The 15816-nt window shown below is 44.6% G+C and carries 16 protein-coding genes; 8 read left to right on the top strand and 8 right to left on the bottom strand.

Annotation, left to right across the window (positions count from 1 at the left end):
* Window positions 1-5: 5 nt before the first annotated feature.
* From D0T57_RS05260 to D0T57_RS05250, 3 genes are all read right to left on the bottom strand, one after another.
* Complete coding sequence (locus tag D0T57_RS05260) at window positions 6-1904, bottom strand: amidophosphoribosyltransferase (RefSeq protein ID WP_163271600.1); 1899 nt, start codon at window positions 1902-1904, stop codon at window positions 6-8.
* Window positions 1905-2270: 366 nt separating this feature from the next.
* Complete coding sequence (locus D0T57_RS05255) at window positions 2271-2843, bottom strand: phBC6A51 family helix-turn-helix protein (protein WP_163271598.1); 573 nt, start codon at window positions 2841-2843, stop codon at window positions 2271-2273.
* Window positions 2844-3191: 348 nt separating this feature from the next.
* The gene (locus D0T57_RS05250) at window positions 3192-3374 is read right to left on the bottom strand and encodes a hypothetical protein (protein ID WP_185154638.1); all 183 of its coding nucleotides are present in this window, start codon (window positions 3372-3374) and stop codon (window positions 3192-3194) included.
* 266 nt (window positions 3375-3640) lie between these two features.
* On the opposite strand from D0T57_RS05250, the gene D0T57_RS05245 reads away from it, so the two are divergent.
* The 6 genes from D0T57_RS05245 (at window position 3641) to D0T57_RS05220 (ending at window position 7988) form a co-directional block, all read left to right on the top strand.
* A complete protein-coding gene (locus tag D0T57_RS05245) occupies window positions 3641-4513 on the top strand; it encodes a YicC/YloC family endoribonuclease (protein ID WP_163271596.1) in 873 nt (290 codons plus the stop codon).
* Window positions 4503-5090 carry a guanylate kinase gene (gene gmk / locus D0T57_RS05240; RefSeq protein WP_163271594.1) on the top strand — a complete coding sequence of 196 codons (588 nt, stop codon included), beginning with the start codon at window positions 4503-4505 and terminating at the stop codon, window positions 5088-5090. The genes D0T57_RS05245 and gmk overlap by 11 nt, the downstream gene beginning before the upstream one ends.
* Complete coding sequence (nadD, locus tag D0T57_RS05235; protein ID WP_163271592.1) at window positions 5087-5662, top strand: nicotinate (nicotinamide) nucleotide adenylyltransferase; 576 nt, start codon at window positions 5087-5089, stop codon at window positions 5660-5662. Before gmk ends, nadD begins: the two co-directional genes overlap by 4 nt.
* A gap of 10 nt (window positions 5663-5672) precedes the next feature.
* On the top strand, window positions 5673-6848 hold the full coding sequence (locus D0T57_RS05230; protein ID WP_163271590.1) for a Xaa-Pro peptidase family protein: 1176 nt from the start codon (window positions 5673-5675) through the stop codon (window positions 6846-6848).
* 8 nt (window positions 6849-6856) lie between these two features.
* Window positions 6857-7702, top strand: coding sequence for a dihydropteroate synthase (folP, locus tag D0T57_RS05225; protein ID WP_163271588.1), 846 nt, complete (start codon window positions 6857-6859; stop codon window positions 7700-7702).
* 115 nt (window positions 7703-7817) lie between these two features.
* Window positions 7818-7988 carry a hypothetical protein gene (locus tag D0T57_RS05220; protein ID WP_185154632.1) on the top strand — a complete coding sequence of 57 codons (171 nt, stop codon included), beginning with the start codon at window positions 7818-7820 and terminating at the stop codon, window positions 7986-7988.
* Window positions 7989-8104: 116 nt separating this feature from the next.
* On the opposite strand, the gene D0T57_RS05215 is transcribed toward D0T57_RS05220, so the two are convergent.
* The gene (locus tag D0T57_RS05215) at window positions 8105-9091 is read right to left on the bottom strand and encodes a tyrosine-protein phosphatase (RefSeq protein ID WP_255490504.1); all 987 of its coding nucleotides are present in this window, start codon (window positions 9089-9091) and stop codon (window positions 8105-8107) included.
* A 401-nt stretch (window positions 9092-9492) separates the two neighbouring features.
* Between D0T57_RS05215 and D0T57_RS05210 the strand changes: the two genes are divergently transcribed.
* A complete protein-coding gene (locus D0T57_RS05210) occupies window positions 9493-10452 on the top strand; it encodes a tyrosine-protein phosphatase (RefSeq protein WP_163271584.1) in 960 nt (319 codons plus the stop codon).
* A 279-nt stretch (window positions 10453-10731) separates the two neighbouring features.
* On the opposite strand, the gene D0T57_RS05205 is transcribed toward D0T57_RS05210, so the two are convergent.
* The 4 genes from D0T57_RS05205 to D0T57_RS05190 all read right to left on the bottom strand — a co-directional run bounded on the left by D0T57_RS05205 (window position 10732) and on the right by D0T57_RS05190 (window position 14234).
* Window positions 10732-11586, bottom strand: coding sequence for a hypothetical protein (locus D0T57_RS05205; protein WP_163271582.1), 855 nt, complete (start codon window positions 11584-11586; stop codon window positions 10732-10734).
* Window positions 11587-11711: 125 nt separating this feature from the next.
* Window positions 11712-12416, bottom strand: a complete 705-nt coding sequence (locus tag D0T57_RS05200) for a 16S rRNA (uracil(1498)-N(3))-methyltransferase (RefSeq protein ID WP_163271580.1) — start codon at window positions 12414-12416, stop codon at window positions 11712-11714.
* A 1-nt stretch (window position 12417) separates the two neighbouring features.
* Window positions 12418-13506 carry a hypothetical protein gene (locus D0T57_RS05195; RefSeq protein ID WP_163271578.1) on the bottom strand — a complete coding sequence of 363 codons (1089 nt, stop codon included), beginning with the start codon at window positions 13504-13506 and terminating at the stop codon, window positions 12418-12420.
* A gap of 62 nt (window positions 13507-13568) precedes the next feature.
* Window positions 13569-14234 (bottom strand): DUF2625 domain-containing protein, encoded by a 666-nt coding sequence (locus D0T57_RS05190; protein ID WP_163271576.1) that lies wholly within the window; start codon window positions 14232-14234, stop codon window positions 13569-13571.
* Between the two features lie 481 nt (window positions 14235-14715).
* Here D0T57_RS05190 and D0T57_RS05185 point away from each other — a divergent pair, with 481 nt between their 5' ends.
* Entirely contained in the window at window positions 14716-15807 is a 1092-nt protein-coding gene (locus D0T57_RS05185; protein ID WP_163271574.1) for an acyltransferase, read from the top strand.
* Window positions 15808-15816 lie beyond the last annotated feature (9 nt).

Below are 15816 nucleotides of genomic sequence, written 5' to 3'. Positions count from 1 at the left end.
CGGCACTACCTATACGACCTGTTATCCACTCCTTCGATATAATTGATAAACGCCCTGTTCACCATGCGGTTTCCGCCCGGAGTAGGGTAGTCGCCCGAAAAGTACCAGTCGCCCCTGTGGTTTGGGGTAGCCCTATGCAGGTTTTCTATGCTTTGGAATACCAGTTCTATTTTGGCCTCAGTTCCCTTTGGTGTTAGCATCTGCGCCATCTTGGCCGAAATTTCATCGTCGGTAAATGGCGCGTATATTTCCTTCACATAGTTTACTATCTCTTCTTTCGGTTTGTCTTGCTGTGTCACCGACTTCTGATATACTTCGTCGATAACAGACTGCATGCCCCGTTCTTTGAGCAACTCTATTGCTGCCCTGAAAGCTGCAAATTCACTCATCCGCGACATATCTATACCGTAACAATCGGGGTAACGGATTTGCGGCGAAGACGAAACCACCACTATCTTTTTAGGGTGAAGTTTATCCAGCATCTTTATAATGCTTTGCTTAAGGGTTGTACCCCGTACAATGCTGTCGTCTATAACCACAAGGTTGTCGGTATAGGGGCGAACCGAGTCGTAAGTGATATCGTAAACGTGTGCTGCAAGGTCGTCGCGGTTATTATCCTGTGCAATAAATGTGCGGAGTTTTATATCTTTGATAACTACTTTTTCGGTACGGATGCGCATCGACAACACTTTATCGAGCTCTTCCTCTGTTATAGATAAACCTTTCCCGGAAATCTTGCGGAGTTTAACATTATTCAGATACCTGTTCAACTCTTCCGACATGCCGAAGAAGGCCACTTCTGCCGTATTGGGGATAAATGAGAACACAGTGTTCTCTACATCGTTGTCTATGGCTTTTAGTATCTGGGGAATCAGTAGTTCGCCCAAAGCTTTACGCTCCTTGTAGATATCGGCGTCGGAACCACGCGAAAAGTAAATGCGTTCGAAAGAACAAGGCTTTACGTTCTTTGGTTCTTGTATTTGCGAGAACATCACCGAACCATCCTTTTTCACAATGATAGCTTGCCCCGGATTCAGTTCTTTTACGGCATCCACATCCAGTCCGAGTGCAGTTTGTATTACAGGGCGTTCCGAAGCCACTACCACTATCTCGTCGTCGTTGTAGTAGAATGCCGGGCGTATGCCCCACGGGTCGCGGAAGACAAACCCATCGCCGCAGCCGATGATGCCGCCAATGGCGAATCCCCCGTCCCAGTTCTTACTGGCTGCGTTGAGCATGAAGTGCAGGTCGAGGTTCTTCTCTATCAGGTCGTTCAGTTCTTCGCCCTTCGCTCCTTGTTCTTTTCCAAATTTGTCGAATTGGAACTGGATTTCCCTGTCGAGGTGATGCCCCAGGGTTTCGAGCAATACGAATGTATCGGCATAGTCGCGCGGGTGTTGTCCTTGTTCTACCAGGTTGTTAAACAATTCATCTACATTTGTCATATTGAAATTGCCGGCAAGGGCAAGGTTGCGCGAGCGCCAGTTGTTGCGCCTGAGGAACGGGTGTACGTACGAAATGCCGCTTTTGCCTGTTGTGCTGTATCTCAGGTGTCCCAGAAACAATTCTCCGGCAAATGGCAGGTATTGGCTTGCATACGCAGGGTCGTTGAACATATGGGCAGGTACTTTCTCATAGTTGCGGTACACATTGCCGAATATCTCGGATATTGCGCCCGAACCTGTTGCCCGTTCGCGGAAAATAAATTCACTTCCGGGAGGAGAGTCCAGTTTTACGACAGCCAGTCCGGCTCCTTCCTGTCCGCGGTTGTGCTGTTTTTCCATCAGCAGGTAGAGTTTATTCAACCCATACTGCCATGTCCCGTACTTTTGTTGATAGTATTCCAATGGCTTAAGCAAGCGTATCATCACAATACCGCATTCGTGCTTCAAAGGCTCTGTCATAGAATTGTTCCTTTATTGACAATAAGAATTTATTTGTGGCTACAAAGATAGCATGAATTTGGTAGAAAAGATACATATAGTGGCAAAAGGATAGCTGCTTTAACCATAGGTAACAATATGTATTTTCAGTTAACAGTATCTTTAGATACAAGTAGACAAGATACAACCTACAACACTACTGAGACAAGAGATCCTTCCTAACGTCAGGATGACAGAGAGAATATTCGTTACCTTTTCCCTCTCTTGTCGTGGCTTGCGGCTCTCTCTCCCTTTGGAGAGAGCGGGGAGTGAGGTGACAAAAAGTAACACATGTAACACCTTTTCATCACTTTTCCATTGTTACTTTCCACTGTCTTTCAGCCTCATTTAATAGTGGCTTTGCTCTAAGCCTCCCTTTGGGGCGGTTGGAGGGGCTTGGGAATCGAGAGGACTTTTCCCTCTCGAAACCACCCTGTATGTACTCACAGCCTTTTCTCCCAGAAAATCTTCCAACATAACTTTTGTCTCATCATCCACCACGCCTATCTCTATCAGTTTGTTCTCCACAGGGCTTTCTTCAACCTGCTTCCTGCCATCCCTCTCCAATACCATCTTTATGGCGCGGTGGTCGGGTGCAACCTCCTTTTTCTTCACCACTTTCTTTTTGAGCACCATCTCCTGCGGATTGCCTTTGGCCGGTTCGTAGTAATATTTTTCTTCGGTGATGGTATAGCCTTCCAGTTTCTTCTTTAGCGACATGCGCGCCAGCATCACCAACGCTTCGTTGCGCCGCTCGATGGCTTCCTCTATAGCATCGCAAAATTCGGGTTTGGTATTTTTCCATTCGTAAAAGGTCTTGCGGTTGATACCCACAGCGCGGCATATTTCGGCTACGGTGTACATATCGTGTTCTATCATTTGAAGGATGCGTGTTGCCAGTTCGGTTGTAAATTTTGCCATAATCGTTTTCTTATATAGATAAAGAAAAAAGAAATTGATTGGGGATTGTAAAATATTCTTTTTAATACTGCGCGCAATCAACGATCGGCTCCGCTTCGCTCTGCCGAACGGTGTTTGCTTGCGTTCCTTTTGGCCTAAGCCCCAAAAGGAACCAAAAACTCTTTTGCGCCTCGCTTCGCCGTACGACCCACTTTGCGCTTTGCCGGCTGAATGAAGTGAACTAACAGCAATCCTTTTGTTGGCTTAGCAAAGTTGCATAACAGCACCCCCACTTCATTCTACGCCGCCTGCATCGCGTGGGTACCCCGTACGCAAAGCTAATGGCGCGGGCTGACGCCAGACAAGAGTTTACGACAATTCTAGTCGTGCGTCAGCTTTCCGTGCATCAGTTCCGAAGGCGGGAACCTGTCCGGTGAAGGCGGCGGAGAAAGGGATGGGGCGTAGCCCGTTTATCCCTTTCAGCCGGCAAACCGTTGACAGGTCGCCGAGGGACGAAGCACTAGCCTTTTGCTTCCTTTTGGGCAATGCCAAAAGGGAGGACAAGCCCGGGAGGGCGCGGCAGCATGAGCTAAAGATTAAATGTTTAACACAAGATTGCTTTTATGCAGTATAAAAATGAACATACAATTTAACTACAGATTGGTATTATTTCTGTAAATTGTTCATTATATGCAAAAAACGCCTGTCAAAGTATCATTTTATCATAAGCTTGACTATTAACTACATATAAGATGCCATATATAAAAAATTAACAAATAAATTGCGTACTTTTGCAGCCAATATAAAAAAACAAAGATATGATTCAATCAATGACGGGTTTCGGTAAAGCTACCGCCGAACTGCAAAAGAGGAAGATAACGGTGGAGGTGAAATCCCTGAACAGTAAACAACTTGACCTCACCGTGCGTGTAGCCAATCTGTACAAGGAGCACGAAATGGAGATACGCAACCAGCTTTCGCGGCAGGTAGAAAGGGGCAAGGTCGATTTCCTTATCTATGTAGAAAACATCGGTAACGAGACATCGTCGCAGATAAATCATAATCAGATAGAAGGGTATTATAAGCAGATAAAAGATTCGGCAATGAAGCTTGGTGTAGACGAGCCGTCCGACTGGTTTCAGGTTCTCCTGCGCCTACCCGATGTGCTGAAATACGAAGTGCAGGAAGTAGACGAAGCCGAATGGAAATTGCTGCACGAGACTGTAGACAAGGCTATACATCAGTTGCAGGCATTCCGCAAACAGGAAGGCGAAATGCTGGAAAAACTTTTCGAAGAAAAAATAGCCAATATATCGGCATTGCTATCGGAAATAAGCCTTTACGAAGCCGAACGCGTAGAGAAAGTAAAAACGCGCATAAGCGAGGCACTGCAAAAGATAGAAGACTTCGACTACGATAAAAACCGTTTCGAACAAGAGATGATATACTACATCGAAAAACTCGATATAAATGAAGAAAAGACAAGGCTGTCGAACCATCTCAGCTATTTCCTCGAAACCATGAAAGCCGGTTCGGGACAAGGCAAGAAATTAGGCTTCATCGCTCAGGAAATGGGCAGGGAGATCAATACTATGGGTTCTAAATCGAACCATGCAGATATGCAGCAGATAGTAGTGCGTATGAAAGATGAACTGGAACAAATAAAGGAGCAAGTGCTTAATGTGCTGTGATAAAGATAAAAAAGGAAAGGTCATAATTTTCTCAGCCCCTTCGGGCTCAGGAAAGACTACATTGGTCAACTACCTGCTGGAATACAAAGCACTGAATCTGGAATTTTCCGTTTCGGCTACCAGCCGTGCCCCACGCGGAACAGAGCAGCATGGAGTCGAATATTATTTCTTTACGCCCGATGAATTCAGGCAAAAAATTGCCGAAGACGGATTCCTCGAATACGAAGAAGTTTATGAAGACCGTTTTTACGGTACTTTGAAAACGGAAGTAGACCGCATCTTAAATAGCGGGGCAAACGCCATATTCGATGTAGATGTAGTCGGAGGGTGCAATATCAAGCAATTTTATGGCGATAAGGCATTGGCCGTTTTTATAATGCCTCCGTCGATAGAAGAACTTCGCCGCAGGCTTGTAGGGCGCAATACCGATTCGCCGGAAGTGATAGAGAGCAGGATAGCCAAAGCAGAATATGAACTGACCTTTGCGCCCCGGTTCGATGTAGTCATTGTCAACGATGATCTGGATAAGGCATTCGGCGAATTATTGGAAGTAGTAAGCGATTTTGTATCAAAATGAATATAGGCATCTTTTCGGGTTCGTTCAATCCTATCCATATAGGACATATTATTTTGGGCAACTATATCACCGAGTTTACCGATGTAGACGAAGTGTGGTTCCTGGTAACTCCTCAAAGCCCGTTCAAAAAAAACGCTGAACTTCTGGACGAACAGGTACGGCTGGAAATGGTGCAGCTGGCTTTGCAGAAATACGATAAACTGAAGGCCTCCGATTTCGAATTTTCCATGCCGCGCCCTTCCTACACTGTCGATACCCTAGACCGGCTGCAAGAGGAATACCCCCAGCATTGTTTCACGCTGATAATAGGGGGCGACAATTGGGAGGTATTTGAAAAATGGTTCGAGTACGAACGTATATTGCACAATTACAAGCTCAAGGTATATCCACGGCTGGGCTACCGCATAACCATTCCGGCAAAGCAGAGAGGCAAAGTGGAAGCATTGGATTCGCCTATCGTAGAGATATCCTCCACCTTTGTCAGGGATGGGATAAAGGCGGGGAAGAATATGCATCCGTTCCTGAGCGAGGCTGTATCTGAATATATTATAGAGAAAGGATTGTATAAATAACGAGATTGAAATGAACTACCAGAACGCATTATCGGAAGACCTGAAACTGCGCAGGCAACGCCTTCAGAAAGAAATGGCGGCGATGAATATAGAAGCATGTATATTAACTACTGCCGTAAACGTATTTTATATGACGGGAAAAGTCTACAACGGCTACTATTACCTGCCCGCAGAAGGCGATCCGGTTCACTTCGTCAAGCGTCCCGAAGGAATTGCCTTCGACAATACGATTTATATCCGCAAACCCGAGCAAATAGCAGAAGAACTGCAATCGCGCGGTATTGCTTTGCCCAAAACCGTATTGCTCGAAACAGATGTGATGTCTTATACCGAATGTTCGCGACTGATGAGCACCTTCGGTATATCGAATGCCGCTAATGCCTCCGTATTATTGCGCAGGATACGCAGCGTGAAAAGCTCCTTCGAAATAGAGCAGGTAAGGATTTGTGCCCGCCGGCACGAAGCTGTATATAAGCTGATACCGGATATCTATAAGCCGGGAATGACAGACATTGAGCTGCAAATAGAAATAGAAAAGCTTATGCGCCAGCATGGCTCTATGGGTATATTCCGCAGCTATGGCGAAAACATGGATATCTATATGGGGAGCCTTCTGGTTGGCGAAAACGCCGAAGCCCCTTCTCCTTTCGACTTTGCCCTCGGCGGAGCAGGTGCAACACCGACATTGCCCATTGGCGCATCGGGCGAAAAGATAAAAAGCGGGCAAACCATCATGGTAGACATGGCAGGAAACTATACTCCGTGGATGACCGATATGACAAGGGTTTTCTCTGCCGGCCGCACCTTAGATATCGCCTATCGTGCCCATCAGGTTTCCATCGATATACACAATCGTGTAATGGATATGACCAAACCGGGAACGGGTTGTGCCGATGTATATAATGTTGCGATGGAGATGGTGAAGCAAAACAACCTTGAGCCATACTTTATGGGAACCAGGCAGCAGGCCAAATTTGTCGGCCACGGCGTAGGGCTCGAAATAAACGAACCTCCTGTAATGACTCCACGTTCGCGCGAAGTATTCGAACCGAATGTGATTTTTGCGCTAGAGCCTAAATTCGTTATACCCGAAGTGGGTGCGGTAGGTATTGAAAATACGTATCTGGTAACGGAAGACGGCATCGAAAAACTAACTGTACTGGACGAAGGAATAATAGAATTGTAAACCGCCATATGTCATCAAAAGCAATCAATATAAAAGGCGACCTGCTCGACCTGTCCACGCCCCTTGTAATGGGGATATTGAATATAACACCCGATTCGTTCTATGCCGGTAGCCGCAAGGCATCCGAGCATCAGATAATAGAAAGGGTAGGGGAGATACTGTCGCAGGGAGGGACTATTGTCGATATCGGCGCACAGTCTACACGTCCTACTTCTACATTGCTCTCGGCAAAGGAAGAGGTCGAACGCCTCCAGTTTGCCTTGCCTGTTATCAACAGGGAGTTTCCCGGAGTCATCATGTCTGTCGATACTTTTTATGGCGATGTTGCCCGTTTTTGTGTCGAAGAGCATGGAGTGGCTATTATCAATGATATTTCGGGCGGGGAGATGGACAAAACAATGTTTACGGTAGCTGCCGGCCTCAATGTGCCGTATATACTGATGCACATGAGGGGAACTCCTCAGACAATGACTGCACTGACCGATTACAACGACTTGATACAAGATATCTTTTTATATTTCTCGCGGAAGGTGGAAGAGCTGCATATGCTGGGGATAAACGATGTTATTCTCGATCCAGGCTTCGGGTTCAGCAAGACATTGGACCAGAACTATGAGTTGATGGCTGCATTACGCGGATTCTCCGTATTCAATCTTCCCTTGCTTGTGGGTATCTCCCGCAAGAGAATGATAGCCAACCTGCTGAGCACTACTCCCGAAGAAAGCCTCAATGGTACGACTGTATTAAATACCTTCGCCCTGCAAAACGGTGCTGATATCTTGCGCGTACACGATGTAAAAGAAGCTGTGGAAGCGGTGAAGATAGTAGGGAAATTGCGGGAGTTTGAATTTTAGCTACCAATCGGTAGTAGAATTATACATTCTTCTATATACTACATAAAAGCCATCTTGAGTTAAATGTCTTATCTTTAACTCATCCTGCCGCGCCCTCCCGGGCTTGGCCTCCCTTTTGGCATTGCCCAAAAGGAAGCAAAAGGCTAGTGCTTCGTCCCTCGGCGACCTGTCAACGGTTTGCCGGCAGAAAGGGATAAACGGGCTATGCCCCATCCCTTTCTACGCCGTCTTCACCGGACAGGTTCCCGCCTGCGGAACTAATGCACGTCCGCTGACGCACGACTAGAATTGTAGCAAACTCTTGTTGGGCAGAGCGAAGCGGAGCCAATCTGTGATTGCGCGCAGTATATAAAGGATTGTTTTGTAGCTAGATTCTAACTGCTATAAAATTTAAACAGACTCTTAATACAATAGTATCTTTTTCAGCTTGTTCCGTTTCTCAGGAGTCAGCCCAAGCTCGTTGACAAGGTAATTCTCTATCGAACCGCTTTTTTCCCTGATGCACGATATGCCATATTTGAGGTAGGCAAGGTCTGTCTTGGTCAGCATGGTGAAAGCCTCCTGCCTCGATTCCGAAAGGCTGTCGGCGTTCTTTACCAGTTTGGTGCGGTCTATCCCTATTGCCGACCCCATATAATCCATCTCGATATCATCCATAGGTACATCGAGGGCTTTCAGCAGGAAATACGCCGCCATCCCCGACTGGTCTTTTCCCAGATAGCAATGGAGCATTACAGGGTAATTTTTTTCGTTGCACAAGTAGTCGAAAAGCTTTGTATATTGCTGTGTATAGTTGTAAACCATATCGCGGTATGTACTCTGCATATACATGATAGCATCGTCGCGCAGGAATTTCCCCTCCAGCACCTTTTTTGTTATCGAATTATATCCGTCTATTGCAATAGGCAGCCGTACGTAGTTCACATTGTGGTAGCGGTCTATGCTTTGTATCTTTGCATCTTCCGACCTTAAATCTATCACCGTTTTTATATCAAGGCTGTTTAGTTCGAGGCTGTCGCCTGTGGTCATATGCCTTATGCTGCCCGAACGGAATACCTTGCCCCATTTTACCCGCCGGTTGTCGTTTGTGATGTAGCCACCTATATCCCTGAAGTTCTGTACGCTGTCCAGTTCGAAGAACCGGTTGCTTATTATGTCGGATACTATGCCGGCTATTTTCACCTTGAAGAATTTGCGATGCCTCAGGGGCCTGTTTTGCAGCGAATCTTTGATAATCGCTATATAATCGTTCGAACTTGCAACCAGAGTCGGGGTAGATGGGAATACGCTGTCGTTGTCCGATTCGAATATTTCTACGCTCGCATTGTCTATTTCCGGATAAGTTTCCCATTTCAGTATATAGTTACCTTTATAGTCTTTTTCGCACAAAACGGTTATTATTGGTCTTGTGGAACAACTGTAAAGCGCAAGTAAAAAAGCCAGGGGAATAATACTGTTAAGCCTCATGCAGATTCTTTAATGTTCAGATATTACAATTGTCTTGATTTTTTAATTTACCGGTTACCGGAATTGATAGTCAGATTTTTGTGAATAGGGTAAAAACCCCCATTACCGTTTGTAACAAAGATAAACAAGTCGGTAAATAATAACAATATATCCGCCTTTTTTTGCGAAGTTTTACCTTTTTTTTGCAGTTGGCTACTATTTAGGTGTTTAACACCGGATATACAAACTAATTCTATATCTTTGCTATCTAAATTAAAAAGCCTTTTAAATCAATACCAGCGTGTACCGGCAATAAAACTTCGTGTGTAAGATAATCTATCTATATGGATAAACAGATCCGCAAAGCTCAGATAATAAGAAACAAACTCAGCAAAGAAGCCAGCCTTGAGATTGATGCTCAGGGAGAATGGGCTTTGTATGCGGGGCATACTGTGGAATCTATCAACCGTTTGATACCTGTCTTGCGCGGCACGGGCAGCGGTACTTTCCATCTTGCCGTCAGCACGTCTTGCCGCATTTACTTCGAGCTGGTTGCGGGCGATGATGAGCGGTTCGTATTGTCGGAGCGTCACTTGCCGATGGCAGGTGGTTACAACTTTCGCGATCTGGGTGGCTTTGTTACCAAAGAAGGACGCAGGGTGAAATGGGGGAAACTATTCAGGGGCGATGAATTGTCGAACCTTACGAACGAAGATATTAAATACCTGTCGAGCCTGCCCCTCACTTCTGTTATTGATTTCAGGGCACAAGGCGAAACCCGCCGTTCGCCCGATAGGCTGCCTTCTACAGTGCACTTTACATACCCCATAGCCATCACTCCGGGCAACCTTAGTACTGAGGGTATCCAGGCTAATCTGCTCAAGACAAATATAGATGCCCACATGAAGCATATGAACCGCCTGTTGGTTAGCGACCCTGCTTGTGTAAGGGCTTTCCGTATATTTTTTGCCATTGTGCAAAACCATCTGAGTGCGCCTATCCTATTTCATTGTTCGGCAGGAAAAGACCGTGCAGGCATGGCGGCGGCTTTAGTGCTTTTCTCGCTGGGTGTCGACGAAGAGACGGTAATGGAAGATTACCTGTCGTCGAAAATATACCTGAGCGACAAGTATGATGCTTTCATTGCCAAATATCCGCGTGCGGAGTCTATATTCACTGTAAAGCGAATGTTCCTGCAAGCGGGAATAAACCAGATAAAGAGGGATCACGGCACTATTATGAATTTCCTGACCAATACGCTCAAGGTAGATATTGTAAGGATGAGGCGGCTTTATCTCGAATAAAATATTCCACCCTCTTGGTCTCTATAAAAGAAGGAATATTATGCTTTGTCTTTATATCCGGCTTTTTTGCTATCCTGACGATTTCCTATTCTGTTGTCGGCTAATTTTTTCATTCACTCAGCTCAAGTAGCCCGCTACTATCGCTTCGCGGATGAAAAAATTATCTCTAAAACAATTCTGAAAATGGGAACGAGATATTTCCTAACAGTTACTAAGAGCCTGTTTAAATTTTAGCGAAATTTAAACAGGCTCTTAGTGAAAATGTTGGTGGTGCTGAACCTATTTGGCTTTTTTTATATCATAAACTACTTTTCCATTGTAAATTTTTATATTATCAGGTGCATCATTTTTCTCCATTTTCAATTCAAATTCGTAAGGAAAATTTTCCGAATCATACTTATAAGCAATTGTTATGGTAGTAGTTTGGATAGTTCCATCCGGCATTTTTTCATTTCTTACTGCCTTAGTTACATTATTTACAAGTGTACCTCGGTTAAGTACGGCAATAGGGAGACAGTCTACATTATCAGAAAAAAAGAAAGGAGCAACCCATTTCTGGAATTTTATATCACTAAAGATTCCACTCTTATCATCGTATTCGAATTTGAACTCTTCCTTCGACCATTCAAATGAAACGAGATTGCCTTTGGCATCGTATTTAAGGTTAGAGAAGTTGTCGAAACGGATTTTCGATGATAATAACTCGCTATTTTCGTTTATCTTCATATCCCCTTCAAAATTATCTTTCTGGTATTTCAGCGATATAAGTACCTTGTCGGCATCGTAAGTAAATTTATAGTTTGAGAGAATATGGTCGAGTTTAACAGATTCTCCTACAAAAGTGCAAGTCGTCTCCAAAATGTTACCTTCTATAATAGCATCGCTGTTTTTTTCATATTTCAAATTGACATCTCTTGATACAGGTGCATATACGAGAGCGTCTTTGCATTCATAACTGCTGGATTGGAAACGAAACATTTTGTCAAATTTATACTTTTCTCTAGGGCTATCTTCAGCGTCTTCGGGATTGGCCAATATTATTGATTTCGGAACATGCACTTTTCTTTTTTGTGAAAATACGGAGACGGAGAAAAGTAATAAAAGGATTGGAAGTAAATACTTTAAGGTTTTCATTTTTCTTGGTTATTAAGTTTTATCTTACTAAGGATATAAATTTATATATTCCGCTCAAAATACGAAAGTAATGTTTGTATCGGAGGATTCCTATTTTCTTTCGCTATATTGTTCGGTCTGGCTGCCTATTGGTTGAGTACATGTATCGTATGGCAGGCTACCAACGCCGCTGTTTCGGTGCGCAGGCGGCTTTCGCCCAACGAAACCGGCCGGAACCCGTTTGCTATTGCTTCTGCTACTTCCTGTTCCGAAAAATCGCCTTCGGGACCTATCAGTATCAGTGCATCTTCACCTTTGCTATATACTTCTTTCAGCAGTTTCTTCTCGCCCGGATGGCAGTGGGCTATATACTTTTTCCCATCGAAGCCTTGTTTTACGAACTCAGAGAACGGGGTCATATCATCCAAGCGGGGAAGAAGTGCTTTCTGCGATTGTTTCATTGCCGATACGAGGATTTTTTCTATCCGCTGGGGCTTTATCTCTTTGCGTTCGGAATAGCGGCAGAGGAGCGGCGAAATGCGGTCGATGCCGATTTCGGCAGCTTTTTCGGCAAACCATTCTGTCCTGTCCATATTTTTGGTAGGGGCAAAGGCTATTTGCAGGCCGAAATCCCAGTTTTTGGGTTGGGCTATGGTTTTGGTAATATTTACAATGCAATGCTTTGCATTGGCTTGTATTATCTCTGCGTCGTAGAAGTTCCCTTTGCCGTCGGCAATAAGTATTTCGTCTCCTTCCTTCTTGCGCAATACTTTTATGCAGTGTTGTGCTTCCTCGGCAGGCAGTTCGGTATTGGCCAATATGTCGGGGGCGAAGAATATTGTTTTTTCCATATCAGATTGTATTATTGAGCCATTTGCCGATTTCTTCAGGCGACAATGGTTTTATTACTTCTATACCGGCTTTCAGGTTGCGGAAAGCTCGTTGTACACGGCTACTTCTGCTATATGCCGGCTTGCCGAGGAGGATGACACGATAGCCGTCGTAGAAAGAAATATCGGCCGGAGCGCCTTCGCTCCATATCCAGCAGTTGCGGTATTCGATAGATGATGCCGGATTCGCCTGGTTTTTTACTTTTACATCCCAACCGGGCTGGCTGCACAGCTCCAGGTTGTACATATTCCATTTGCTTTCTATCGAGCGGTCGGTCGATTGTTCACCCGAACCGTTTACCACAGCAAAGTCTTCTTCGCTTATAGCGCTCTTTCCATCGTTGAGTATCGGTAAGCTCATTAGTAGATGTTGTAGCTGATAGTTATCGACTATGCCATTTATTCTTCCTTCGAATCCCACTTCGCGGTCAATATCTATCATAATGACAGGTTCGTCGAAAAGAACGGCAAACAATGTATTGAGCCAGTAAGCCCCCTGGTTGTACCGCGATATGTATGCGGCTTTCTCGGCTAGCCTTTCTCTCGCTTCGTAAAAATTCTCCTTGTCGATGGAGAATACAGATATGGCACACGGATAGAATTTCTCTATCGCAGTCACAGCCCTGTACATTTCGGGAGTTACAACTTCTTTATCCTGAATAAGATTGGAGAATACAGCCTGTATTTTCTCATCCCTGTTCTCGTCATTTTCTTCTATGCTCCTTACTTCTGCATAAAACATATCGTAGAATGGTTTTGCCTGGGTGAGTAGCGTATCGAACAGGTCGATCGTATCCTTCAGTATATATTCACTCGGAAAACCCCTCTCTACGAGGTAGCCGCAGACGGTGGTCGCCAATGATGCTTTTTCTATATCTGTCAGCGAATTTAAAGCGAATATATTGCTCATGAAATATTTTATATCCTCTTCGCTCGAATCTGATATCAATTTGAAACATTGTTGCAATGCTGCGTTTACATCGTCTATCGACGACATTACGTCTTTCATCACCCCGATAAGGCTGTCTGTGGTGTTGTGTAGTGTTTGCATATTTCAGTATTTAGTTTTTTTAATCTTTCCTGAGTCTCTTACCCCTTTGGGGATTGAGGGGCTTACAATACATTTTTCATTTCCATATTAAAATCATAAACCTCTTGTGCCGGCATTACTTTCCGCGAAACAGATTCTATGTCCTTTCCCTCCTTCGTCCAAAGGAAAGGGGCAAAGTTGTAGGCATAGTCGCCGCCGAGATTCTTAATTTCGTCGCGCCACCCTTTCCAGCGCATACCGGCATAGAAATCGTCCATATCGGATTCGAAGCAGAACAGGAGGAACTGGCTGTAGCCCATTTCCAATGACATCCATTCAAGCGATTCGGGTGCAAAGTAATAGATATTCCCCGCATCTTTGCCTAAGAAACCGCCATTGATGGCATATAATCCGCCAAGTATATCGTCGGCCACAAGCAGGTAGGGTGCGGGTTCGCCATATTCCTGAAAGGTTTTGCCTTTGTTCCACGATGGCAGGGAACGCTTCATCCTGTCGCTGCCTGCTCCCAGAACACGTATCCAGCCGTCGTCTATGAGCAGCCCTCCTGTTTCGTACACAATGGCTCCCATCATCGAACGGGTAGTGACTTGTGTGTAGACCAGTGCCTCTTCGGCCTGATGGCGTTCGCAGGGAAGTATTTCTACCTTGTTTTTGGCGGCAGCTATCCATTCTTTGACTACCGGCCATCCGGGGTCTTCGGTATTTATGAGTTCTTGTAATGTGCGCATCTGTTTTTGGTTTGGTAAAGTACAAATTTGCGAAATAATTTTAAGGTAAGGGTAGAGGAATATGGTAAATTATTGCCGAATGGTGAATATTTTGACGAAAAAAATGCCTGTTCGCTTCGTGGGGTATTCAATATTATTTAACTGTTATATCGGCAGATAGCTCAACGGGTAAGCGCATGAAATTTATTTGGACTCAATTCTGAGCTTTGTAGGGGCGAATTATCATTCGCCCGCAGATTTTCCCTATTCCGGGCGAATGATAATTCGCCCCTACAAGTAGCTTAAACTGGAATATCATTTTTCATGCGTTTGCCTTGCAGATAGCTCAACGGGAAAAGAATTTGTGGAAAAACTTTTATATCTTTGCGCATTGATAGATAAAATATACGTTCTGTCATTGAATACGTTGCACTCTGTCGAACGTTGTTCCTGATAGCAGGAAGGATTCCTTATCTCAAGCGTGCATTTACACAAGAGGCCAGTGGGTACATTAAGATTCATTTTAGCAATATCGGTAGTCATTTCGCATTCGGGAGCCATATTCGGTTTCGGATTTGTGGGAGGACAGCTTGCCGTGCAGGCCTTTTATATTATTTCGGGATTTTATATGACCATGATCCTGAAAGAAAAGTATATTGGGACAAACGGCTCATACAAACTGTTTATCACCAACCGTTTCCTCCGGCTTTACCCCATCTATTGGGTGGTGTTGGCTATGGCGGTGGTTATGGCAGCTTCGGGCTATTATCTGGCAGATAAGAGTTATATCTGGCAGCGGTATGTGGAGTATTTCGATACGATGGAGATAGGCACATTCTTATACCTTGTATTCACCAACCTTGTAATCTTCTTTCAGGATGCGGCATTGTTTTTAGGCCTCGATACTACGACAGGTAGCCTGTTCTTTGCAAAAGACTTTATGCAGACCGACCCGCAGGTATATACTTTCCTTTTCATCCCTCAGGCATGGACTATCGGGCTCGAACTGATGTTTTACCTTATCGCCCCTTTTATAGTACGGCGCAAGATGCGTTATATACTGATATTGATTGCCTGTTCGCTGGCTTTACGGTTTGTACTTATGTTTGGCTACGAGTTGAATTACGATCCGTGGACACACCGTTTCTTCCCTACCGAACTCGTATTCTTCCTATTGGGGGCAATCGCCTTTCATGCTTATAAGAAAATAAGTACGATGGACATCAAGGCTTTTTACCTGAAAGCGATATGGCTGGTGATGTTGTTGTTTACTCTCATATTCAGTTTCCTGCCTTTCGAGTATTATGATAAGTACTTCGTCTATTTATCCCTGTTTTTCGTGTCCGTTCCGTTTGTCTTTGCCCTCTCTAAGCGGTGGAAGTTCGACAGGGAGATAGGAGAACTTTCTTACCCTATCTATATATCGCATATGTTCCTGCTGGTAATAATAAAGGCTCTCAACCTTCCGCAAATAGAAGGTATGGGCGGATTGTACCTGGTCGTTGCCACCGTTGTATTCTCTATATTACTGAATGAATTGGTAGCTAAAAAGGTAGAGAAGATAAGGCAGAGCAGGGTGAGAAAGGCGGCTTAACACATGAAA

This window comes from Dysgonomonas sp. 511 (genome assembly GCF_010501105.1).
Classification (GTDB): Bacteria; Bacteroidota; Bacteroidia; order Bacteroidales; family Dysgonomonadaceae; genus Dysgonomonas.
This window is presented reverse-complemented; position numbering and strand designations above follow the sequence as displayed.